The sequence below is a fragment of the Cryobacterium psychrophilum genome, from assembly GCF_004365915.1.
GTDB classification, from domain to species: domain Bacteria; phylum Actinomycetota; class Actinomycetes; order Actinomycetales; family Microbacteriaceae; genus Cryobacterium; species Cryobacterium psychrophilum.
In genome coordinates, this window is record NZ_SODI01000001.1 from 2,308,713 (window position 1) to 2,331,386 (window position 22,674).

Consider the following 22,674-nt stretch of genomic DNA (forward strand, 5'->3'; position numbering starts at 1 on the left):
GTACCGATAATCCTCGGCTTTTGTTAGACTATGTGAGTTCTGGCCTTCATTGCAGGGGAGGGACGCGTCGCTCCAACAGTAAGGTTCCACATGTCTCAGCCTGCCCACATTTCCACTCAGGCTGACGAAGCCCCGTCCCGGGTCAATAAGACGGTGTTCTTCGGTTCCGCGAGTGGCATCATCGCCATAGCGCTGTGGGCTATTCTCGCCCCCGACAACGCGAGCACGGTCATCGGTGCGGTTGTGGGTTGGGTGTCCACCAACCTCGGCTGGTACTACTTCCTGATCGTCACCCTCGTGCTCGCCTTCGTGATCTACATCGCCCTGTCCCGGGTCGGCAAGACCCGGCTGGGGCCGGACCACTCGCGTCCGCAATACAGCCTGTTCACCTGGACCGCGATGCTCTTCGCGGCCGGGATTGGCATCGACCTGATGTTCTTCTCCGTGTCCGAACCGGTCACCCAGTTCCTGGCCCCGCCCAGCGGCGACGGGAGCACCGTCGAAGCCGCCCGCCAGGCCATGGTCTGGACCCTCTTTCACTACGGAATCACCGGTTGGGCACTCTACGCCCTGATGGGCCTGGCCCTCGGATACTTCGCCTACCGGCAGAACCTGCCGCTGAGCATCCGGTCCGCCCTATACCCCATCTTCGGCAAGCGCATCCACGGCCCGATCGGGCACGCCGTCGACATCGCCGCGATCCTCGGCACCATCTTCGGTATCGCCACGAGCCTCGGCATCGGCGTCGCCCAGCTCAACTACGGCCTGACGTTCATGTTCGGCACCCCGCAGTCCATGTTCGTGCAGGGCTCCCTGATCGCCCTTTCGGTCGTGATGGCGACGGTGTCGGCCGTGACCGGCGTGGAGCGCGGCATCCGTCGCCTCTCCGAACTGAACGTGCTGCTGTCAGTCGCACTCATGCTGTTCGTGCTCGTGGCGGGCAACACCGCGTTTCTGCTCGACAGCATCGTGCAGAACGTCGGTGACACGCTCAGCCGCTTCCCCGCCATGACGCTCAACACCTTTTCCTACGACCGGCCCGACGACTGGATGAACGCGTGGACGCTGTTCTTCTGGGCCTGGTGGATCGCCTGGGCACCGTTTGTGGGACTGTTCCTCGCCCGCATTTCCCGCGGCCGCACCATACGTCAGTTCGTTTCCGGCGTGCTCGTTGTGCCGTTCGCGTTCATCCTGCTCTGGATCGCCGTCTTCGGCAACAGTGCGCTGGCCATCGTCATCGGCGGTGACGCCGGCTTCGGTGAAATCGCGATGAACTCGCCGGAGAGGGCCTTCTACTCACTCCTCGACCAATTCCCGATGGCCCCGGTGAGCGCCGGCATCGCCACCTTCACCGGCCTGCTCTTCTACGTCACGTCGGCCGACTCCGGCGCGCTCGTGATGTCCAACTTCACCTCGCACCTGAAGAACTCCGAATCGGACGGCCCGAAGTGGCTGCGGATCTTCTGGGCGGTGACCACCGGCGTGCTGACCCTAGCGATGCTCCTCGTGGGTGGTATCCCGGTGCTGCAGAACGCCACCATCATCATGGGCCTGCCGTTCTCGGCGGTGCTGCTGTTGATCATGCTGGGCCTGTACAAGGCCCTGCGCGTGGAACAAACCGTCGCGGACAGCTATCGGGTCAGTCTGCCCGGGCTGCTCTCCGGCCACAGCGGCGACCCGGCCCGCGCACGCAACTGGCGCCAGCGCCTCACCCGGGCGATGAGCTACCCCGGCCAGCGCCAGGCCGAGCGCTTCGTCACCACCGTGGCGCAGCCGGCGCTGCAGGAGGTGAGCGATGAACTCCGTGCCCAGGGCGCCGAAGTCACCCTGACCGAAGATGTCGTCAAGGGGCTGCAGATCCCGCACGTCGACCTGCACGTCTCAATGGGCGACGAGCGCGGGTTCAAGTACCAGATCTACCCGGTGCAGCTCGACATTCCCACGTACGCCGTGCGCAGCACGTCAGAGCAGGGCAAGTACTACCGCATGGAGGTGTTCTCCCTCGAGGGCAGCCACGGCTACGACCTGATGGGGTACAGCAAAGAGCAGGTCATCACCGACGTGCTCGACCACTACGAGACACACCTGGAATTCCTGCACCTCAATCGTAGCGAGCCAGGCAATACTGCCTTGGCTCAGGACCAGGCGGCCAAGGACAACTGGGAAGCCGATTTTGATTCTGAAGACGTGAAGAAATGAGCACCATGACGACAACGACAACGACAACGACAACGACAACGACAACCGCGACGCTGTTCATCAACGGCCAGTGGATTGCCTCCGCCGATGCCGGCACCCGACTCATCAGTTGTCCGGCCGACGGAGAGCCGGTCGGCACCGTGTCCGAAGCCACGACGGCGGATGTGCACGCGGCCATCTCCGCCGCCCGCACGGCCTTCGATAGTGGCGTCTGGTCATCCGTTCCCGCTCCAGAGCGGGGCGACTTTCTGCTGCGCGTGGGAGCGGAACTGCGGGTGCGCAAGGCCGAGTTCGCTCGCGCGGAAACCCTCGACACCGGCAAACGTCTGGTCGAGAGCGAGATCGACATGGACGACATCGCCAATTGCTTCACCTACTTCGGCAAGCTCGCCGGACAGGACGCCGGTCGCATCGTCGATGCCGGTGACGAGAACGTGGTCAGCCGCATCGTGGTGGAACCGGTGGGGGTCTGCGGGCTCATCGCCCCGTGGAACTACCCGCTGCTGCAGGCCGCCTGGAAGATTGCCCCGGCGATCGCCGCCGGCAACTCGTTCATCCTCAAGCCCAGCGAGCTCACCCCGCACACCGCCATTCTCATGATGGTGCTGCTCGACGACCTCGGCCTGCCCGCCGGTGTCGCCAACCTCGTGCTCGGCGTCGGCGCCGTGGCCGGCGCGCCCCTGTCCAGCCACCCCGACGTCGACCTCGTCTCGTTCACCGGCGGCCTCCAAACGGGCAAGATTATCGCCGCGGCCGCGGCCGGAACAGTGAAGAGGGTGGCCCTCGAACTCGGCGGCAAGAACCCCAACGTGATCTTCGCTGACGCGGACTTCGACGCCGCCGTCGACAACGCCCTCAACGGCGCCTTTGTGCACTCCGGACAGGTCTGTTCCGCCGGTTCACGACTGGTGATTGAGGCGTCCATTGCCGACCGCTTCGTGGACGAACTCGTGCGCCGCGCCAACCAGATTCAACTGGGCGGCCCCTTCGACGCCGACGCCGAGACCGGGCCGCTGATCTCGGCCGCGCACCGCGACAAGGTGAGCGCCTACGTGAAAAAGGGACTCGACGAAGGCGCTCGGCTGCGCTGCGGCGGAACCTGGGGCACGGGAGATCTCGAGAAGGGCTTCTACTACACCCCGACCATCCTGGATCAGGTGGAACGCGGCATGAGCGTCGTCATCGACGAAGCCTTCGGCCCGGTCGTGACGGTGGAAACCTTCGAAACCGAAGACGAAGCCGTGCTCATCGCCAACGACACGGTCTACGGCCTCGCCGGTGCCGTGTGGACCCAGGACGCCGGCCGGGCGCAGCGGATGGCCAAGCGCCTGCGCCACGGCACCGTGTGGATCAACGACTTCCACCCCTACTTGCCGCAGGCGGAATGGGGCGGCTACGGCCAGTCCGGCATCGGCCGTGAGCTCGGCCCGAACGGCCTGGCCGAATACCAGGAAACCAAGCACATTTACCAGAACATCGCCCCGGCGGTCACCGGCTGGTTCGCGGCGCGCTGAGCGTCGCTGGAGGAGTGACAGACATGACATCACCAACAGAGACTGACTTCGACTACGTCGTGATCGGCGGTGGATCCGCGGGAGCGGCCGTCGCCGCCCGGCTCAGCGAAGACCCCGCCGTGCAGGTTGCGCTCGTGGAGGCCGGCCCCGACGACCGCGGCCTCGACGCCATTCTGCAGCTGGACCGCTGGATGGAACTGCTCGAGTCCGGCTACGACTGGGACTACCCGATCGAACCGCAACAACACGGCAATTCCTTCATGCGGCACGCCCGCGCCAAGGTGATGGGCGGCTGCTCCAGCCACAACTCCTGCATCGCCTTCTGGGCTCCCGCGGAAGACCTCAACGACTGGGCCGGAAAGCACGGCGCCACCGGTTGGGAGGCCAAGAACACCTTCCCGCTGTTCCAGAAGCTCGAAACCAACACCGACCCCGCGCCCCACCACGGCCACGATGGTCCGGTGCACCTCATGGACGTGCCCCCGAACGACCCCTGCGGGGTCGCCCTGCTCGATGCCTGCGAGCAGACCGGGATTCCCCGGACCACGTTCAACTCCGGCACCACGGTCGTCAATGGCGCGAGCTTCTTCCAGATCAACCGGCAGGCGGACGGCACGCGGTCGTCTTCCTCGGTGTCCTACATCCACCCGATCCGGGACCGGAAGAACTTCACTCTGCTCACCGGAATGCGCGCCCGCCAGCTCACCTTCGACGCCGCGAAGCGTTGCACCGGTGTCCTTGTCGTCGACGCGGCCGGCCGCACCCATGCGCTCACCGCCCGCGCCGAAACCATCCTCTCCGCCGGCGCCATCGATTCCCCGAAGCTGCTCATGCTCTCCGGGGTGGGACCGGCCGCGCAGCTGCGCGAGCACGGCATCGAGGTGCTCGCGGATTCCCCCGGCGTCGGGGAGAACTTCCAGGATCACCCGGAGGGCGTGATCCAGTGGGAGGCCAAGCAGCCGATGCCCACAGAGTCCACCCAGTGGTGGGAACTGGGCATCTTCACCACCACGGAAGACGGACTCGACCGGCCCGACCTGATGTTCCACTACGGTTCGGTGCCCTTCGACATGCACACGGCTCGGCAGGGGTACCCGACCACGGAGAACGGCTTCTGCCTCACCCCCAACGTCACCCACGCCCGCTCCCGCGGAACGGTCAAGCTGCGCAGCCGCGACTACCGAGACAAGCCGCTCGTCGACCCGCGCTACTTCACCGACCCGCACGACATGCGTGTCATGGTTGCCGGCATCCGCAAGGCCCGCGAGATTGTGGCCCAGCCGGCGATGGCCGCCTGGGCGGGTGTTGAACTGTATCCCGGACAGGCCGTGCAGACGGATGCCGAGATCACCGCGTACATCGAGAAGACCCACAACACCGTCTACCACCCGGCCGGCACCGTGCGGATGGGCGCCGTGGATGACATCGGCTCGCCGCTCGACCCCGAGCTGCGCGTCAAGGGAGTCACCGGATTGCGGGTGGCCGATGCCTCCGTCATGCCCGAGCTCGTGAGCGTCAACCCCAACATCACGACCATGATGATCGGTGAACGCTGCGCCCTGCTCGTGAAGGCGGCCCGCGCCGCCTAGCGGCTCGCGTGGGGCTGCTCCCGCAGGTAGGCGAGCTGCGTCTGAACGGATGCCTCGGCGGCGAACCGCACCGAGGCATCCGTTTGGGCGTAGACCACGTCGGTGACCTGCGCGACCGTGGCGTCATCACCCAATTCGGCGAGGGCAGCGCGCACCTGGTCGAGGCGTTGCCTGCGGTGCTCGAGATACTGGTCGCACACGGCGGCCAGGTCGGGAAGAACCGGGCCGTGGGCTGGCAGAACGGTCGCCGGCCCGAAGCCTTGAAGAACGTCGAGGGAGTTCAGGTAATCGTCCAGGGTGCCGTCGGGGTGCCCGAGGATCGTCGTTCCGCGGCCAAGAATGGTGTCTCCGGTGAGCATCGACCCGTTCTCGCCGTCGTCGGGCAGATGGAAGCAGACGGAGTCGGCGGTGTGCCCCGGTGTTGCGATGACGACGATGCGGGTACCGGCGACATGAATCTCCTCGCCACCCCGCAGAGGATCGCCGCCCACGCAGAACGCCGGGTCGAGAGCCCGCACCGGGGCGCCCGTCATCGCGGCAAATCGAACGCTTGCGGCGCTGTGATCGGCGTGCTGATGCGTGATGAGCACGAGGTCGATGCGGCCGGCCGCGGCGAGGGCCGCAAGATGGCCCTCATGCACGGGGCCCGGATCGACCACGACTCGGCCGATCGAACCTGGCGCGGCCACCAGATACGAGTTGGTGCCGTCGAGGGTCATGGGGCCGGCATTGGGCGCCAGCAGCTGTCGGGTGAGGTCGCTGGTGCGCTCGCCGATGGCGGCCGGGACGAATTCTCTCATGCCTCGCAGCCTACTGCCGTACGCGGTGGCTGGCGTTATGGTGGGATCGACTGCAGTGTGAAGAGAAACGGGAACAGCGCAATGATGCGAGACCAGACCGATGGAACGCCCGTACCCCCCGTGGCGGCGACGGTCGTGCTGCTGCGCGACGGAGAGTCTGGGCCGGAGGTGCTGCTGCTGGAACGGCCGCACGACCGTGGATCGTTCGCCGGAGCGTGGGTTTTTCCGGGCGGGGGTGTCGACCCGGAAGACCTTGTGGACGCCGCAGGACTGGACGAGGTGCAAGTCGCCGAACGGGCGGCCGTGCGCGAGGTGCAGGAGGAGACCGGCCTGGACCTTACGCCCGGATCTCTCATGCTCACCGCGTGCTGGATTCCGCCGGCGGGCGCGCCGAAACGCCTGCGTACGTGGTTCTACTGGGCGCCGGCGCCCGCCGGCACCATCACCCTCGCCCCGGAAGAAGCAGTCGATTACGCATGGATCCGCCCGCATGCGGCTCTTGAGCTGCACGCCGGCGGCACCCTCCGGCTCGTTCCGCCGACCTGGGTGACCCTCAACGCACTCGCGGACCACCTCTCCGTTGACGCGGCGCTTCGCCAGGCAAGCGAGGGTGGGCTCGCTCACTTCGAGTCCCGCTTCGGGCAGAGCGCGAATGGTTCGGTCGTCTTTTGGAGTGACGACGTCGCCTTCCTCGACGACGCGCAGTCCGAAGCGGATGGCCCGCGCCATCGCCTCGAGATCGGAGTGCTGCCCTGGGTCTACATTTGCGCACTCGAGTAGGTTCGCGGGTCAACGCAGGGCGGGGCGCCTGTGGGGACGTGCTGGAGACGCTGCACCGGCAGTGCTACCGGCGCTAGGACGCTGCTGATTTAGGGGTTGTGGGGAGGCCTGGCGAGTCGTGAGAGCGATTTTTGGCCTGTGTATTTCATGGTGACGCCTCTCATTTCTCGTTTTTGTGGTGGTGTTGATCTTCGCGTGCGGGGCGGTTGCGGTCTCTGATGGCCGTCTGCGGCCGGCGGCCGTGGGTGGCCGTCTTCCGGGGTGTTATCCCATGGCCCAGATCCCGCTCTGGCGGGTGAGGCCGAGGTTCAGAAGCCGTTTAAGGTTGATTCCGGCCGCCCGATTCACCCACCACGCGTTGTTCTTCACGACGCCTCGGTAAGGGACGCGGCGGGACTTGCGTGTCATCCAGGCGATGGAGCGTTCAACCATCGGCCGGTGTTGTCGATAATCGGCTTGGAAGAGCGGATCCTGAGCCCGGACACGGTGCTCCCGGCGTATGGCGTCATGCTCACGGAGCAGCATTTTCTTGCCGCTCTTCGCCGTCGTGCACTGCGTCATGAGGGGGCAGGTGGCGCAGGAACTACCAAAACTTGCGCGCCCCGCAGCACTGAGTGGGCGGGTCTGACCCGCTGGGCAGGTGACCGTGTTCGTGGTCTCGTCGATAGTGAAATCATCGACGGTGAAGCCGCCGGGAATCGCCCGTCCCAGCGGCGGTGGTTTGATGATCGCGGTGTGACCGGCGGCGGTGATCGCGGCGAGAAGCTCACCACTGCCATAAGCAGAATCGCCCAGAACATCGACGTTCTGGGCGCCGATGCTCGTGTCTTTGGTGACTAGTTCCATGCCGCGGGCCGCGTCGCTGTTGGCCAAACCAGCCGCCTTGGTCAGGATCGCCGCGGTCACCAGGCCCGTGTCCGGTTCGATGATGATGTGGCTTTTGAAGCCGTCGACTTTCTTCTGCCGGCTCTTGTGCGCGTGACGGGCATCAGGATCAACGGTGGAAATGACCCGGTCCGGGGCGACCCGCCGCGCAATTTTCCACCGCCCCTCCGTTTCATGCGACCCGTCTGCCGGCTCAACGTCCTGCCCGGCGACCAACGCGAGCAGGGCGACGGTTTCCTGCTGCGCGTCGGTGAGAACCGTCGGGTCAATGCCGGCCAGCAAGGACAGGGCATCGGTGACGAGCGCGGACACGAGGTCGTCGCGAGCGGCTCGGTCATCCCACGCGATATCCGGTTTCCCTGGCTTCGCGTAATCGTGACCGGTCAACGCGGACACGAGCACATCCGCGCCGGGAATCTCCCGGCCCACCCGGCGGATCTGCGCAACGAGCTGTGTGACGGTGTCCTGACGCGCGACAGCGTCCTCCAAAATTGTGGAGTCCAACGCACGTCGCTTCCGACCCGATAACGCCCCGGACTGCTCGATAACCTCGGTCACTGCCTCAAAAATACGGTGGGGGCGCGTGCTGTTCGCGAGGCGGCGGCGCCAATACGTGAGGACCGTCGGATGAAACGACGCGTCCGTCAACGCGAACCCGCAGGCCGCTTTCCACCGCAAGTCGAACGTGACCGCCTCGGCCGTTTCCCGATCCGAGAGGCTATGCAACGTCTGCAACACCATCACCGACGCGATCACATCCGCTGGCGTGGACGGGCGCCCCCGACCGGACGGAAACAAATCCTCGAACGCGTCATCGGGGAACAACTCGTGCCGATGATCGGCGAGGAACTTGAACACGGAACCCGCTGGAAGCATATGCCCCGCCATCGACTCGACATCCAAAAGCTGACGTTGACCATCATCACGACCCTGCATGAATCAAGTCTTAATCATCGGCCCGCAAACCCGAGCAGGCGCGCCTTAATACCCCAGATTAATCAGCAGCGTCCTAGGGCACGAGGGCGGGGGCGGCGCAGTCCCGCCCTGCCGGATAGTTTAGGCACTCGTCGAAGAATGCGGGATAGGGGCTGGCCGTTGGATCCCCGAACCATTTGTCGTAGAACGCCCAGAAGTTGAGGTTGCCGTGCGTTGAGCAGGCGTCGCCGACCTGGCCCTGATTGGCCACGGCCTCATCATTGGGCTGGTACGGGGTGTAGTTGTAGAGGTTGGCGGTCGCCTGGTTGCGTATCTGCACCGTGGAGGACCCGCACTCGGCGTTGGGATTGAAGCCCACGTCGACTGCCCCACGCTGGTAGGCCCGATCGGGGTGCTGCGTGTACTGCCGAAACTGCCACGCCGCGTTGTAGACCTGGTTGAAGAACCCGAAGTATTCCGCGTCGCAGTCAGCTGTGTCGGGGCAGGCGTAACCGGTTGCGCGCAGGTAGCCGCGCTCTGTGGGCCGGGTGAGCAGGGATTGCTCCTTCTGCAGCAGAACGAGGAGAACCCGTGGTGAGATGGTGCAGGCCTCCGCGACCTTCGTGATGATGCGGCTGGCCGGTTCGTGGGCGGCGCCCGCATAGGCGGTGCAATGGCCGGCCGGCTGTGCCGGCTGGTCGGTCGTGGTTTCGCGGTACTCCCAGGCGCACGGCGACGCATCGCTGCGCACGCATGTGCGGTCCTCGAGAAAGGTCTGCACATCGGCATTGGTCATGGCGTCGGCGTTGAAGAAGTTGTAGTCGCTCACGATGAACCCCGGGTCGAACGAAGCCGACTCGGCTGGCGCCGCCGACGTCATTCCCGCCACGATCCCCGCGAGCAGCAGGGCCACGATCGCGGCCAGCGCGAGCATGCGGTGGCGCGTCGCCCGGAAAGACCTCATGCCAAAACCCTAGCTGGACGGTTCTAGGTCAGGCTGGGAGTCGGCGGCTCAGAGGGTGGAGGTGGCGTTCACCACCACGGTAGGCGATTGAATGTTGAGCACGAGTGAGTGGCTGACCGATCCCAGCAAGAAACGTTTGAGGCCATGCACGCCGTGGTTGCCCACCACCAGGAGGCTGGCCCCGCGTGCCGCATCGCGCAGCGCCCACTGGGGGGCACCGCGAATGAGCGAGGAGCTCACCCGCACGTTGGGGTAGATCGAGCCGACCAACGCGACGGACTCATCGAGCACGTGGCGGTGGATGTCTTCGAGCGATTGCAGGAACTCAATGTCGGGAACCGTCGATTCGGGCCAGATGAGCGGCTCCTGCCAGGCATGCACAAGATGAAGCTCTTCGTTCGTGCGATGCGCCTCGGCCGCAGCGAAGGCCACCGCAGCGTTGGCCGCGGACGACCCGTCGACGCCCACGACGATTCCCTCTCCACGTGAGTCGTCGCTTTCCGGGATGATGGCCACCGGACCATTAGCGGCGCCGGCCAATCGAGCACCCACCGACCATTCATACCGAACGGTCGGACCGTCACGGCGATGGGTGCCCACGACCACGAGCGTGTCTTCGGCGGAGAGTCGTTTGAGTTCCTCGATGGGATCTCCCGGCAGCACCTCGCTGCGCACGATCACGGAGGGGTTGGCCGCCTGCACCAGATCGACATCGTTCTGCAACGTGATCGGGGCCGTCTCTGCCACGGATTCGGGCATGAAATAGTCGGCAGAGTCGCTCGTGCGGTCCACGACACGAACCATCACGAGTTCACGTCCGGCGGAACGCTCGAGTGCCCAGTCCAGGGCGGCCTTGGCCGGCGGCCGCCCGTCCCAGGCCACAATCGACTTCTCAATCATGCTCACTACCTTTCGCCGATATACCCGAATGCCGTGTAGCTGGTCACTACGTTAGCGGGCGATCACGACCTTCAGGGCTTTCGTTTCGGCCGCGCGGGAGAAGGTGTCGTAGGCCTCCAGGAACTGGTCAAAAGTGAAGTGATGCGTGGCGAGTTTCTCGGCGGGAAGCTTGCCGGAGGCCACGAGCTTCAGCAACATTTTGGTGGTGTTGGCGTTGACGAGTCCCATGCTGATGTTGATGTTCTGGATCCATAGGTTCTCCAGGTGCAGGTCGACGGGGGCGCCGTGCACACCAACGTTTGCGACGCTGCCGCCGGGGCGCACGATCTCCGTGGCCATCGTGAAGGTCTGCGGAATTCCCACGGCCTCGATAGCCACGTCGACTCCGGCGCCGTCCGTGAGGGCCAGAACCTGTTCCTTCCAGTCTGCGGAACCCGAAACCACGGCATCCGTTGCCCCGAAGTCAGCGGCCCGCTCAAGACGGTTTTCGTCGAGGTCGATGGCGATGATGGTGGCTGCCCCGTAGAGTCCCGCGGTGGCGATGGCCGCCAGGCCTACCGGCCCGGCGCCGATGACGGCAACGACGTCACCCGGCTTGACCCGGCCGTATTGCACACCGATCTCGAAGCCCGTCGGCAGAATGTCGGAGAGCATGACCGCCTGCTCGTCCGTGACGCCAGCTGGCACCTTGTGCAGCGAATTCTCGGCGTAGGGCACACGCACGAACTCGGCCTGCGTGCCGTCGATGAGGTGGCCGAAGACCCAGCCGATACCGGATGCGCCCTCGTCGCCGAGGCAGTGTGAAAAGAGACCGGCGCTGCAATTGACGCAGTGACCGCATGACTTGATGCAGGAGATGATGACACGGTCACCCACGGCGAGGCTCGTCACCGAGGCGCCAATCTCGGAGATCGTTCCCACTCCCTCGTGGCCGAGAATGCGGCCCACTGTGACGGCGGGCACGTCTCCCTTGAGGATATGAAGATCGGTACCGCAGATCGTTGTCGTGTCTACCCGCACGATGACATCGGTAGGGTTCTCGATCTGGGGATCTGGAACATCGGTCCAGGACTTGAGACCGGGGCCGCCATACACAAGTGCCTTCATCGCCATCTCCTCTTCGGGCACTGTACGTGCCGCAGTGACAACCACAGTAGGGCAGGTGCGGTGACGTGGCTAGGGTCAAAGGTCATGAGCGGGCGGGGCGGGACTTCTGCCCCTATGCGCGCCGTCCGGGATGCGGGATAGTGAGCGTGAGCAGCGACACGACTGCCCTAGCCGGGAGGCCGTCATTGACAGCACTCCCTCGGAAAGACGAGGTAACCCCGTGAACCGGAAGATTATCGTCGGTGTTGATGATTTGGCAGCGAGTGAAGCCGCACTCAAATGGGCGCTGAGCCGGGCGGAAGCGCTCGACTGCCCGGTGAGCATCGTGCACACGGTGCAGTCGGCCTGGCTTGCCGAAGGCTACGGGTACTACGACATGATCCTCAACGAGGAACAATCGCTCGTGCGCCAAATTGGAGACCGAGCGACCGAGCTGGCCCCCGAGGTGGACACGACCGCGATGCTGCGCACGGGCACTGCTCCACGCGTGCTGAGCCAGCTCTCGGAAGACGCGAGCATCGTGGTGGTGGGAACCGACCGCAAGACCAGCTTCAACGGGGACTTCTTCGGCAGCGCCAGCCTGCAGATCGCCGCCCTCAGCTCCTGCCCGGTTGCCGTCATTCCGCAGCTGTCGTCCGGTGACCGCTCGGGAGTGGTCGTGGGCGTCGATGGCTCAGAGGACTCCATCGTCGCGGTGGAATTCGCCGCCGCCGAGGCCGATCGAACGGGTCAGGAGCTGACAGCCGTGTACGCGGCGCGCATCCCCACCCAGCGGGTGCTGCGCCACATCCCCGAGAGCAGCGTTGCCGAACGACTCGACGAGGAGCGCACGGTGCTGGCCGAGTGCGTGGCCGGCCTGACTTCCCGCTACCCCGACCTCACAGTGCACCAGGTGCTCTCGACCGAGGGGACCCCGGCCAGCGCACTGCTCAGAGCGGCCGCCGATGCGCAACTCCTCGTGGTCGGCAGCCACGGTCGAGGCGTTATCAGCCGGCTGTGGATGGGGTCGGTGAGCCATGAGGTGCTCGGCCAGGCACCGTGCCCCACGGTGATCACGCGCACGAAGCACCACCGGTAGGCCACGGCCAGGCGGCGGATGCTGCGGTCACGTGACCGCAGCATCCGCCGCCTGGCCACGTGTCCGGCTCAGCGGTCGAAGTCGCGTTTGGTCACATAGACGGCCGCTTGGGTTCGACGCTGGAAGTCGAGTTTGGCGAGCATGGACGAGACGTAGTTCTTCACCGTCTTCTCGGCCAGGAACATGGACTTGGCAATTTCGCGGTTCGTGAGCCCGTCACCGATGAGGTCGAGCACCCTGCGTTCCTGCGGCGTGAGGGAAGCCAGACGAGCGTCTTGCGGGTTGGTCATGCCCTGGATCACACTGAGGCGGGTGGCCGGGTCGAACAGGTTCGCTCCGGCGGCTGCCCGCCGAATTGTATCGAGCAGGTCGTCGCTGCGAATCTCTTTGAGCACATAGCCTGCCGCGCCGGCCAGAATCGCGCCGCGCAGGGCGTGCTCGTCGTCATAGCTCGTGAGGATGACGCACTGCAGTGTGGGGTCGATCGAGCGCACGTCCCGGCATACCTCAATACCGGTGCCGTCGGGCAGTCGGGCATCAAGAATGCACACGTCGGGGTGCAGCGAGGGGATGCGCCGGGTGGCATCTTCGGCGAGGCCGGTGTCGCCGACGATGTCGAAGCCCTCGTCTTCGAGCAGTTCGCGCAGGCCCCGACGAACGAGTTCATGGTCGTCGAGTATGAAGACGCGGGTGGCGGCCGGTGGGGACGCCGGTTGCGACTCGGAATCTGCCGGCCTCGTGGCGGCATCCGTCACGGTATCGGGGCTGTTGCGCATCGTGTTCCTTTCGCTGCGCGGCACATGCCGGATGGGCGTTGATTCTCAGTGTCGCGCAGGCGGAGGCGCGTCGGTAGGGCCGAACGTCCGTAGCTGTCGATCAGGAGCGCACGAGCCGCGCGATCGCGGCTGACGCCTCCCGAATCTTGGCGTCTGCCTCTTCGCCTCCCGCGGCCGCTGCATCGCGAACGCAGTGGTTGAGGTGGTCGTCGAGAAGCCCGAGGGCCACGGATTGCAGTGCGCTCGTCATCGCAGAGACCTGGGTCAGGATATCGATGCAGTACTTGTCGTCGGTGACCATGCCCTGCAGCCCGCGCGCCTGGCCCTCGATACGACGCAGGCGCTTGAGGTAGTCGTCTTTGTTGGAGATGTACCCGTGCGGGCCCTGGTGATCGTCGGGTGAGACCGTGAGCGGCTCGGCCATGTGGGTTCCGTTCGTTGTTCTGGATCGCCTGCGACTTTGGCAGATGAGTACCCCCAAGGGGTATGGTTAAGGCTAGCCCTAATCGGGGAGAGCAACAACAGTAACAGGGGAATCATGAGCATCGAGAACACGTACCTGGTCACGGGCATGACGTGCGAGCACTGCGTGGCGAGCGTGAAAGAGGAGATCGGCTTCATTGCCGGCACCCACGATGTCAGCGTCAAGCTCGTCAAGGGTGGCTCCTCCTTGGTAACCGTGACGAGTGAGTCTCTGCCCGACCCCGTCGCCATAGCCGCGGCCATCGAAGAAGCGGGCTACCAGCTCGCTCCGATCGCCTCATGACCACGTCGCAGGTCGACCTTCTCGTAGGGGGCATGACCTGTGCGTCCTGCGCAGCCCGCATAGAAAAGAAGCTCAACCGGATGCCGGGGGTTGAGGCCACGGTCAACTACGCCACCGAGAAGGCCACCGTGCTCATGCCGGCCGGCACCTCCGCGACCGACGCCATCGCCACCATCGAGGCGACGGGTTACACGGCGACGCTGCCGGCACCGCCGGCGGACGACGGCGCCGGTGCGCCCGGTGCGCCCGGTCCGGCCGACGAGGTCGAGGAGTTGCGCCGCCGCGTGCTCGTGTCGGCGGCACTGACGCTGCCGGTGGTTCTGCTCTCCATGATCCCGGCCCTGCAATTCGACAACTGGCAGTGGCTGGCCCTCACCCTCGCGGCTCCCGTCGCCGTCTGGGGCGCGTGGCCCTTCCACCGGGCGGCCTGGACGAACGCCCGGCACGGCGCGGCCACCATGGACACCCTCGTGAGCGTCGGCGTTTTCGCCGCGCTCGGCTGGTCGCTCTTCGCCCTGTTCTTCGGCACCGCAGGCATGGTCGGTATGACGATGGGCTTCAGCTTCACGGCGTCACCGCAGGGCGGGGCCGGCGAGATCTACCTGGAGGTGGCATCCGCGGTCACGGTCTTCATCCTGGCCGGGCGGTACGCCGAAGCGCGCGCCAAACGCCGCTCCGGAGCGGCTTTGCTCGCCCTGCTCGAGCTCGGCGCGAAAGAAACCACGCTGTGGCGTGACGGCGTGGAGACTCGCGTCGCGACGGACTCCCTCGTGGTGGGCGACCAGTTCGTCGTGCGCCCCGGGGAGAAGATCGCCACCGACGGTGACGTCGTGACGGGAACCTCCGCCGTGGACGCCAGTATGCTGACGGGGGAATCCGTGCCCGTCGAGGTGGGCCCCGGCGACGCCGTCGTGGGGGCGACGCTCAACTCCGGCGGACGCCTCGTGGTGCAGGCCACCCGCGTGGGCGCCGATACGGAACTTGCGCACATCGGGCGACTCGTGGAGCAGGCGCAGACCGGAAAGGCCGATGTACAGCGGCTCGCCGACCGGGTGTCGTCGGTGTTCGTTCCGATCGTCATCCTGCTGGCGCTGGGCACCCTCGCGGTGTGGCTGCTCGTGGGCGGCGGACCGGAGCTCGCGTTCACCGCCGCCGTGGCGACGCTCATCATCGCGTGTCCGTGCGCGCTCGGGCTGGCCACGCCCACCGCCCTGCTGGTCGGCACCGGGCGCGGTGCGCAACTGGGGATCCTGATCAAGGGGCCACAGGTGCTCGAATCTACGCGTCGGGTCGACACGATCGTGCTCGACAAGACTGGCACCGTGACCACCGGCAGCATGACGCTCGCCACCGTCATGGCCATCAGCTGCAGCAGCGAAGTTGAGTTGCTCGGGTTCGCGGGGTCTGCGGAAAATGGCTCCGAGCATCCTATCGCGGCGGCAATTGTCGCCGGCGCCCGTGCCCAGGTGGGCGAATTGCCCGTCGCGGAGTCGTTCGGTTCCGAGCAGGGCCTTGGGGTCAGCGCCGTCGTTGATGGTCACCTCGTTGTCGTGGGTCGCGCGCAGTGGTTGGCCGAGGCGTGGAGCATTGCGTTGCCGGTTGAGCTGTCCGCCGTTCTCGGCGTAGCTGAGGCGAATGGCGAGACCGCCGTCGTCGTGGCATGGGATGGCAAGGCACGCGGGGTGCTCGGCGTCTCCGACGTCGTCAAGCCCACGAGCGCGGCCGCAATCGCCCGCTTCCGGGAACTGGGTCTGCGCCCGATTCTGCTCACCGGCGACAACGAGGTCGTGGCGCGAGCCGTCGCCGCAGTGGTGGGAATCGACGAGGTGACCGCCGGGGTCCTTCCCGCGGGCAAGGCGGAGATCATCCGTCGGCTGCAGGCCGAGGGAGCCGTCGTGGCAATGGTCGGTGACGGTGTGAACGACGCCGTGGCGCTCGCCACCGCCGACCTCGGCATTGCCATGGGCACAGGCACCGACGTTGCCATCGAAGCGAGCGACCTCACCCTGGTGCGCAGCGACCTGCTCGCGGCAGCGGATGCCATTCGCCTGGCGCGCAGCACCCTGGGGACGATCAAGGCGAACCTGTTCTGGGCTTTCGCCTACAACGTTGCCGCCATCCCGCTCGCGATGCTTGGCCTGCTCAACCCGCTCATTGCCGGAGCGGCCATGGCGCTGTCGTCGGTCTTCGTGGTGACCAACAGCCTGCGCCTGCGCCGGTTCCGGGCGCTCGCCAACTAGGACGCCGCCGTGCGCCGCAGGCCCCTGGGTATCCCTCTCTGAGTGGCCGGGGCCGATTGGGCTGCCCAATCGGCCCAGGCGACCGGGCTGCCGGGGCGTCCCAGGGGAGGTGGACACATTCCGTCATACTGATTTTGCCGTGGGCGTTTGGGTTGACACACTCAGAAGTCAGCGGTAGCAGGCCGCGCGAAACTTCAGGACCATCGTGATCTCCGTTCAGCACGTCACCAAGACCTTCCGCTCCGGCGGCACCGTCACCGCTGCCCTCCAGGACGTCTCGCTCGAGGTGGCCGAGGGCGAGATCTTCGGGGTGATCGGCCAGAGCGGCGCGGGTAAGAGCACCCTGATCCGGGCGATCAATCTGCTTGAGCGACCCGACTCCGGCACAGTGACGGTCGACGGCGACGAGCTCACCGCGCTGTCGCCCGCAGCGCTCCGTCAAGCCCGCCGCAAGATCGGCATGGTCTTCCAGCACTTCAATCTGCTGGCCGGCCGCACGGTTCGCGGGAATGTGGAACTCGGCCTCGAGATCATCGGGGTCGACGGCGACGCTCGGCGCCGCCGTTCACTTGAGATCCTCGACCTGGTCGGACTCGCCGACAAGGCCAGTGCCTACCCCGCCGAACTCTCCGGCGGCCAAAAACAACGGGTGGGCATCGCCAGGTCGCTGGCCGGCAGACCCAAGGTGCTGCTCTCCGATGAGGCCACCAGTGCCCTCGACCCTGAGACCACCCGCTCGATCCTCGACCTGGTCAAAACCATCAACACCGACCTGGGCCTGACCGTGCTGCTCATCACCCACGAAATGGATGTCGTCAAGCGCATCTGCGACTCCGCTGCGCTGATCGAAGACGGCCGGATCGTTGAACACGGACGCATCGTCTCGCTGATCTCCACCGCCGGGTCCCGGCTCGCCCACGAATTGTTCCCGCTCGGGGACGCTCCGGCACGACCGGGCGACACTGTCATCGACATCACGTTCAGCGGCGGATCTGCCGACAGTCCGGTGATCGCCCAGCTGGCGCGCAGCTACGGCCTCGATGTATCGATCCTCGGCGCCGCCATCGAGACCATCGGCGGCAATCAGGCCGGCCGCACCAGGCTGGCGCTGCCGGGCAGCCCCGAGGGTCATGCGCGCCCGATCGCGGACCTGCGCAGCCAGGGCATGCTCGTCGAAATCGTGGGGGAATAGCCGTGCTTCTGGATCCATCGCTGCCGCAATTCTGGTCTGACCTTTTCCAGGTGCTCCTGGTTGGCACCGGCCAGACCCTCTACATGGTGGGCGTCTCGCTGCTGATCACAATCATCGTGGGGCTTCCGCTGGGGATCGTGCTCGTCGGCACCGAACCCGGCGGCCTGATCGAGAGCCCGTTCGGCTCCCGCCGCCTCGGCCGTGTCATCAACCGGGCGCTCGAGTTCGCCGTCAACCTCGGCCGGAGCGTGCCGTTCATCATCCTGATGGTCGCGTTGATCCCGTTCACCAGACTGGTGGTGGGAACATTCATCGGCTCCACCGCCGCCATCGTGCCGCTGGCGATCGTGGCGATCCCGTTCTTCGCTCGCATGGTGGAGATCGCCATCAAGGAGGTCGACACGGGCCTGATCGAGGCTGCGGAGTCGCTCGGGGCCACTCGCTGGCAGATCGTTTCCAAGGTGCTTGTGCCGGAAGCACTCTCACCGATGATTCTCGGCCTGTCAACGACGGTCACCTCGATCATCAACTTTTCGGCCATGGTGGGCACCGTCGCCGGTGGCGGCCTTGGCGACGTTGCGGTGCGTTTTGGCTACCAGCGTTACAGCACCATCCACATGGTCGCTGTGGTCATCGTGATCTTCGTGATCGTGATGATCCTGCAGGGGCTGGCTACGATGCTGGCCAAGCGCTTCGCGCACAAGTCCCGGCCAAACCGGGCAGCCCAGGCGTCGTCGGTGCTGCGCCCCAGCGCCGTGAGCGGCGCGTAGCCCCCAGAACCCAGCTCGACCGCGTCGAAGTCAGCATGACGGCGCGGTCACCACGACCACCACCACGAGAAGAGTCCACCCATGCGCTTCACCTCCCGCCGCACGCACCTTGCCGGTGCCGCCGTTGCCATCTCCGCCCTGTTCGCCCTCACCGCCTGCGCCGGGTCCTCAGACGACTCCGCCGCCACGAACGCTGACGGGGACAGTCTGGGGACGCTCACCGTTGGCGCTCTGGCCACCCCGGCCGGCGACGTCCTCAAGTTCGTCGAGGAGAACCTGGCGGCTGATGCGGGACTTGACATCACGTTCCAGGAGTTCACGGACTACAACACTCCCAACGTGGCACTGTCCGACGGCTCGATCGACGCGAACCTGTTCCAGAATGCCACCTTCCTCGACACCTACAACGAGCAGGCCGGTGGAAGCCTGGTGAGCGTCGGCGAGATCTACCTGCCGAGCGCGGCGTTCTACAGCAACACCGTGACGTCCCTGGACGATCTCGAGGACGGTGCAAGCATTGCCATCCCGAACGACCCGACCAACGAGGGCCGTGCGCTCAAGATCCTCGCCGACGAGGGCCTGATCGAAACGACGGATGAGCCCACTGCGCTCGCCGACATCACCGAGAACCCGCACAAGTACGAGTTCCTGGAGATCGAGAACGCAACCCTGCCCCAGGCCGTGCAGGATGTCGACGTCGCGTTCGTGACCATCTCGTTCGCGCTGCCGGCTGGCCTCACCGGTGACCAGGCGATCCTGCTCGAAGGCTCGGACAGCCCGTACTTCAACGTGCTCGCCACCACGCCGGAGCTCGAAGACGACCCGCGCATTGTGAAGCTCAAGGAACTCCTGCTCTCCGATGAGACCCAGCAGTTCATGATCGACACCTGGGGCGGACTCGTCATCCCAGCCGTCTGATCTACCAGATCCGCTCGAGCTGATCGACCGTCCCCCGCGTCGTTCTCTCCGTGATCGAGCCGTCCCGCGCGACGTGCCGTAAGATGAAATAGAACCTGCGGGGGCGGGCGAGAGCGGTGCGCATGGGGGCTTCCCCGGGTGCTGCTCGGTAGAGAACCCAGCACAGCGGGCCCAAGGCTCCGGTGTGGCCGCGGGCTGGCGTGCGGATGCCCCCGTGGACACACTTAAGGTGGAGGTATGAGATGAGAACACTTATTGTCGGCGGGGTGGCCGGCGGCATGTCCGCGGCAACCAGGCTGCGTCGGCTCGACGAGTCGGCCGAGATCGTGGTCTTCGAGCGCGGGCAGTACGTGTCATTCGCCAACTGCGGACTGCCCTATTACGTGGGCGGCGTGATCAAGAACCGCTCCGACCTGCTGCTGCAGACGCCCGAATCGCTCGCGTCCCGCTTTCGCCTCGACGTGCGCATCAACCGCGAGGTCACGTCCATCGACCGGCGCGAGCGCACGGTCACGGTGCGTGACACGCTCACCGGCGACGTCTCGACCGAAACCTATGACCGTCTCATCCTCGCGGCCGGCGCGTCTGCACGTGCAGCCCCAAGCGGGTTGACCACCTCCACCCTGCGAACGATCGACGACGTCGACCACATCGAGTCCGTGCTCTCGGCGCGGCCGGAGGGCGCAACCGCCGTGGTCATCGGAGCCGGGTTCATCGGGCTCGAGGCAGTGGAGAACCTCGTGCACCGCGGCGTGCACGTGACGCTCGTGGAGCTCAGCGGGCAGCCCTTGACTCCCCTTGACCCCGAGATGGCCGCCCCGTTGCTCGCGACGCTGCAGGAGCACGGCGTCGACGTGAGGCTCGGTACGACGGTGCTTGGTGCATCCGCTGGCAACCTCGTCCTTGCGTTGAGTGATGGCACCACCGTTGACGCCGACCTCGTGATCGATGCGAGCGGAGTACACCCCGACACCTCGCTCGCCGCCCAGGCGAGCCTGCGCATCGGTGCCAGTGGCGGCATCTGGGTCGATGAAACCCAGCGCACAAGCGACCCCTTCATCTACGCGGTCGGCGATGGCGTGCAGAAAACGGATGCCGTGACCGGCGAACCCCTGCTCGTGACCATGGCGGGCCTCGCCAACCGGCACGGGCGCGCGGCCGCGGACAGCATTGCCGGGCAGCCAGAGCCTGCCGCACCCGCGCTCGGAACGTCGATCGTCGGGCTTTTCGGTCTCACCGTGGCCCTCACCGGCTGGAGCGAGAAACGCCTCGTCGCCGCTGGCCGCGCCCACCGGATTGCACACACGCATCCCGCCTCGCATGCCGGCTATTACCCGGGCGCCGAGACCATGAGCATGAAGCTGCTCATTGATTCGGAGACGGATGCCATACTCGGCGCCCAGATCGTGGGCGGCAGTGGGGTTGACAAGCGCATCGACGTGATCGCAACGGCGAGAGCGGGCGGGCTCACGGCATCCGCTCTCACACGGCTGGAACTCGCGTACGCGCCGCAGTTCGCCTCAGCGAAAGACCCCGTCAACCAGCTGGGGTACGTGGCCGATAACCTGCGCGCCGCCACGAGTCGCAACATTCAGTGGCACGAACTCGCCGGGGCCCTCGCTGCCGGTGCGGCGCTTGTGGATGTGCGCAACGTCGGCGAATTCGACGCCGGCTCCATTCCGGGCGCCATCAATGTGCCGCTCGACGACCTGCGCCACCGCTTGGCGGATCTGCCGCCGGGTTCGCTGATCGTTCACTGCCAGGTGGGCCAGCGCGGCCACACGGCGGCCCGTATTCTTGCCCAGCACGGCTTCGACGTGCGCAATCTTGACGGCGGCTACCGTACCTGGCTCGCCGGCGATTCTCTCCGCACGACCCGCACCACTCCCGAAGGGATCCTCGTATGAACGAGATCACCGTAACCGAACTGTCCGCCCTCCCTGACGCCGTGATCGTGGACGTTCGCGAAGATGATGAATACGCCAACGCGCACATTCCCGGCGTCACTCATATTCCCCTGAGCGACTTCGTGGCCCGCGTCAATGACGTTCCGGATGCGAGCCCCGTCTACGTGGTGTGTGCAGCCGGTGGGCGCAGCGCACAGGCCGTCTCCTATCTGGCCGGGCGTGGGATCGACGCCGTGAACGTGGCCGGAGGAACCATCGCCTGGCAGCAGGCCGGCCTGCCGGTTCAGCAGGGAGCCTGATCATGACCATGGAATCAGTGGATACCGCTGCCGAGAACGCTGCGGAGAACGCTGCCGCGCAGAAGAAGATCGTCAACCGCTTGCGCCGCGCGCAGGGCCAGCTGGGCGCCGTGATCACCGCAGTCGAGGCCGGCGGGAGCTGCAAAGACGTCGTCACGCAACTCGCGGCCGTGTCGAGCGCGCTCGACCGAGCCGGTTTCGTCATCGTGTCGAGGGCCATGCGTGAGTGCATCGCGAAGCCTGACGGTGAAGAATCCCTCAGCGTGGACGAACTTGAGAAGCTCTTTCTGACCCTCGCGTAGCCACGGGTCGTCGGCTGTCGCGTCGCGGCAGCCGGGTAGTCGTGCAGAACGGGCGTGCGCCACCGGGGAAGTATTCCGGCGTGGCGGTAGCCGCCCCGCGCGGAATCTGACAGGCTGAGCGAGCCAGTGGACGCCGAACGATCGAAAGCGGGAGTGCCATGACTGCCAAGCCGATTGCACATGTGATTGTTGGTGTCCTGCCGGGGCAGCCCGACGCCGTGGTTCTCCAGGCCGCCACGTTTGCCCAGCGCTTCGACGCCGAGCTCGTATGCGCCTACGTCGATGTGAATCGCTACATGATCTTCGATTTGGGCGACGGGTCGATGACGTCGTTTCCCATCGACCAGGACCTGCTGGAACCGACGGATCCGAGCTTCGACCCCGCACTGCTCGAGCATCTGACCACCCTGCTCGGCGGCCTCGACCTGTCGTGGTCGACTCGTGCGCTCGCCGGTGACCCGGCTCTGGCGCTCGGCGCCCTCGCCGACACCATTGATGCGGCGATGATCGTTGTCGGTACCCGCGAGGCCACCGTGCGGGCGACCCTGGGGGAATTCTTCAACGGCGCCGTCGCCGTGCACCTCGCGCACCGGCAACACCGACCCGTCGTCGTCATCCCGCTCGCACCGGTTCCCCTGGACAAGGCGCTGCCCTGGAACGAGTCCTGACCGTTCCGCTTGACCCCGTGTATCCTGAGGGCTGGCGATGGATCCCGCCGGAGCATCCGCTCGAACCGCCCACCGCTAATGGTTCCTATCCTCTTCGCCCCGGCG

21 protein-coding genes and 1 riboswitch are annotated in these 22,674 nt (G+C 66.0%); of the genes, 14 read left to right on the plus strand and 7 right to left on the minus strand.

The features are described 5' to 3' along the window. Nucleotides 1-90 precede the first annotated feature (90 nt). Genes betT through EDD25_RS10865 form a run of 3 tightly spaced genes read left to right on the plus strand, consistent with a single transcriptional unit; the run spans nucleotide 91 to nucleotide 5,302 of the window. Nucleotides 91-2,199 (plus strand): choline BCCT transporter BetT, encoded by a 2,109-nt coding sequence (gene betT / locus EDD25_RS10855; protein WP_134173286.1) that lies wholly within the window; start codon nucleotides 91-93, stop codon nucleotides 2,197-2,199. A 5-nt stretch (nucleotides 2,200-2,204) separates the two neighbouring features. Beyond that, nucleotides 2,205-3,713, plus strand: coding sequence for an aldehyde dehydrogenase family protein (locus tag EDD25_RS10860; RefSeq protein WP_175182992.1), 1,509 nt, complete (start codon nucleotides 2,205-2,207; stop codon nucleotides 3,711-3,713). A gap of 23 nt (nucleotides 3,714-3,736) precedes the next feature. Beyond that, entirely contained in the window at nucleotides 3,737-5,302 is a 1,566-nt protein-coding gene (locus EDD25_RS10865) for a GMC family oxidoreductase (protein WP_134173288.1), read from the plus strand. Here EDD25_RS10865 and EDD25_RS10870 read toward each other — a convergent pair. Continuing rightward, entirely contained in the window at nucleotides 5,299-6,102 is an 804-nt protein-coding gene (locus EDD25_RS10870) for an MBL fold metallo-hydrolase (protein WP_134173289.1), read from the minus strand. The genes EDD25_RS10865 and EDD25_RS10870 overlap by 4 nt on opposite strands. A gap of 81 nt (nucleotides 6,103-6,183) precedes the next feature. Between EDD25_RS10870 and EDD25_RS10875 the strand changes: the two genes are divergently transcribed. Then, nucleotides 6,184-6,882, plus strand: coding sequence for an NUDIX hydrolase (locus EDD25_RS10875; RefSeq protein ID WP_198418857.1), 699 nt, complete (start codon nucleotides 6,184-6,186; stop codon nucleotides 6,880-6,882). A gap of 264 nt (nucleotides 6,883-7,146) precedes the next feature. Here the strand turns inward: EDD25_RS10875 and EDD25_RS10880 are convergent, their stop codons facing one another. From EDD25_RS10880 to EDD25_RS10895, 4 genes are all read right to left on the minus strand, one after another. Beyond that, complete coding sequence (locus EDD25_RS10880) at nucleotides 7,147-8,703, minus strand: IS1182 family transposase (RefSeq protein ID WP_134173290.1); 1,557 nt, start codon at nucleotides 8,701-8,703, stop codon at nucleotides 7,147-7,149. A gap of 73 nt (nucleotides 8,704-8,776) precedes the next feature. After that, the gene (locus EDD25_RS10885; protein ID WP_134173291.1) at nucleotides 8,777-9,646 is read right to left on the minus strand and encodes a hypothetical protein; all 870 of its coding nucleotides are present in this window, start codon (nucleotides 9,644-9,646) and stop codon (nucleotides 8,777-8,779) included. Nucleotides 9,647-9,694: 48 nt separating this feature from the next. Continuing rightward, nucleotides 9,695-10,546 (minus strand): universal stress protein, encoded by an 852-nt coding sequence (locus tag EDD25_RS10890; RefSeq protein WP_134173292.1) that lies wholly within the window; start codon nucleotides 10,544-10,546, stop codon nucleotides 9,695-9,697. Nucleotides 10,547-10,597: 51 nt separating this feature from the next. Beyond that, on the minus strand, nucleotides 10,598-11,653 hold the full coding sequence (locus EDD25_RS10895; RefSeq protein ID WP_134173293.1) for a zinc-dependent alcohol dehydrogenase family protein: 1,056 nt from the start codon (nucleotides 11,651-11,653) through the stop codon (nucleotides 10,598-10,600). A 220-nt stretch (nucleotides 11,654-11,873) separates the two neighbouring features. On the opposite strand from EDD25_RS10895, the gene EDD25_RS10900 reads away from it, so the two are divergent. Beyond that, nucleotides 11,874-12,731, plus strand: coding sequence for a universal stress protein (locus tag EDD25_RS10900; RefSeq protein ID WP_166671280.1), 858 nt, complete (start codon nucleotides 11,874-11,876; stop codon nucleotides 12,729-12,731). Between the two features lie 68 nt (nucleotides 12,732-12,799). Here EDD25_RS10900 and EDD25_RS10905 read toward each other — a convergent pair whose 3' ends face one another. Both EDD25_RS10905 and EDD25_RS10910 read right to left on the minus strand, forming a co-directional pair. Then, on the minus strand, nucleotides 12,800-13,507 hold the full coding sequence (locus EDD25_RS10905) for a response regulator (protein ID WP_134173295.1): 708 nt from the start codon (nucleotides 13,505-13,507) through the stop codon (nucleotides 12,800-12,802). A gap of 100 nt (nucleotides 13,508-13,607) precedes the next feature. Next, nucleotides 13,608-13,931 (minus strand): metal-sensitive transcriptional regulator, encoded by a 324-nt coding sequence (locus EDD25_RS10910; RefSeq protein ID WP_134173296.1) that lies wholly within the window; start codon nucleotides 13,929-13,931, stop codon nucleotides 13,608-13,610. 114 nt (nucleotides 13,932-14,045) lie between these two features. Between EDD25_RS10910 and EDD25_RS10915 the strand changes: the two genes are divergently transcribed. The 9 genes from EDD25_RS10915 to EDD25_RS10955 all read left to right on the plus strand — a co-directional run bounded on the left by EDD25_RS10915 (nucleotide 14,046) and on the right by EDD25_RS10955 (nucleotide 22,569). After that, nucleotides 14,046-14,273: a heavy-metal-associated domain-containing protein gene (locus tag EDD25_RS10915; RefSeq protein ID WP_134173297.1), complete on the plus strand. Its 228-nt coding sequence runs from the start codon at nucleotides 14,046-14,048 to the stop codon at nucleotides 14,271-14,273. Beyond that, a complete protein-coding gene (locus EDD25_RS10920) occupies nucleotides 14,270-16,513 on the plus strand; it encodes a heavy metal translocating P-type ATPase (RefSeq protein WP_134173298.1) in 2,244 nt (747 codons plus the stop codon). The genes EDD25_RS10915 and EDD25_RS10920 overlap by 4 nt, the downstream gene beginning before the upstream one ends. Nucleotides 16,514-16,718: 205 nt before the next feature. Beyond that, a complete protein-coding gene (locus tag EDD25_RS10925) occupies nucleotides 16,719-17,705 on the plus strand; it encodes a methionine ABC transporter ATP-binding protein (protein ID WP_134173299.1) in 987 nt (328 codons plus the stop codon). Nucleotides 17,706-17,707: 2 nt separating this feature from the next. Beyond that, the gene (locus tag EDD25_RS10930; protein WP_241986529.1) at nucleotides 17,708-18,475 is read left to right on the plus strand and encodes a methionine ABC transporter permease; all 768 of its coding nucleotides are present in this window, start codon (nucleotides 17,708-17,710) and stop codon (nucleotides 18,473-18,475) included. Nucleotides 18,476-18,556: 81 nt separating this feature from the next. Further along, nucleotides 18,557-19,393 carry a MetQ/NlpA family ABC transporter substrate-binding protein gene (locus tag EDD25_RS10935; RefSeq protein WP_134173300.1) on the plus strand — a complete coding sequence of 279 codons (837 nt, stop codon included), beginning with the start codon at nucleotides 18,557-18,559 and terminating at the stop codon, nucleotides 19,391-19,393. Between the two features lie 242 nt (nucleotides 19,394-19,635). Next, entirely contained in the window at nucleotides 19,636-21,300 is a 1,665-nt protein-coding gene (locus EDD25_RS10940) for an FAD-dependent oxidoreductase (protein ID WP_134173301.1), read from the plus strand. Beyond that, nucleotides 21,297-21,599 carry a rhodanese-like domain-containing protein gene (locus tag EDD25_RS10945; protein WP_134173302.1) on the plus strand — a complete coding sequence of 101 codons (303 nt, stop codon included), beginning with the start codon at nucleotides 21,297-21,299 and terminating at the stop codon, nucleotides 21,597-21,599. The genes EDD25_RS10940 and EDD25_RS10945 overlap by 4 nt, the downstream gene beginning before the upstream one ends. Before the next feature lie 8 nt (nucleotides 21,600-21,607). After that, the gene (locus EDD25_RS10950; protein ID WP_134175386.1) at nucleotides 21,608-21,901 is read left to right on the plus strand and encodes a metal-sensitive transcriptional regulator; all 294 of its coding nucleotides are present in this window, start codon (nucleotides 21,608-21,610) and stop codon (nucleotides 21,899-21,901) included. Between the two features lie 158 nt (nucleotides 21,902-22,059). Next, nucleotides 22,060-22,569, plus strand: coding sequence for a universal stress protein (locus EDD25_RS10955; protein WP_134173303.1), 510 nt, complete (start codon nucleotides 22,060-22,062; stop codon nucleotides 22,567-22,569). 24 nt (nucleotides 22,570-22,593) lie between these two features. Beyond that, a riboswitch (Fluoride riboswitch) is annotated at nucleotides 22,594-22,664 on the plus strand. The last annotated feature ends 10 nt before the right edge of the window (nucleotides 22,665-22,674 follow it).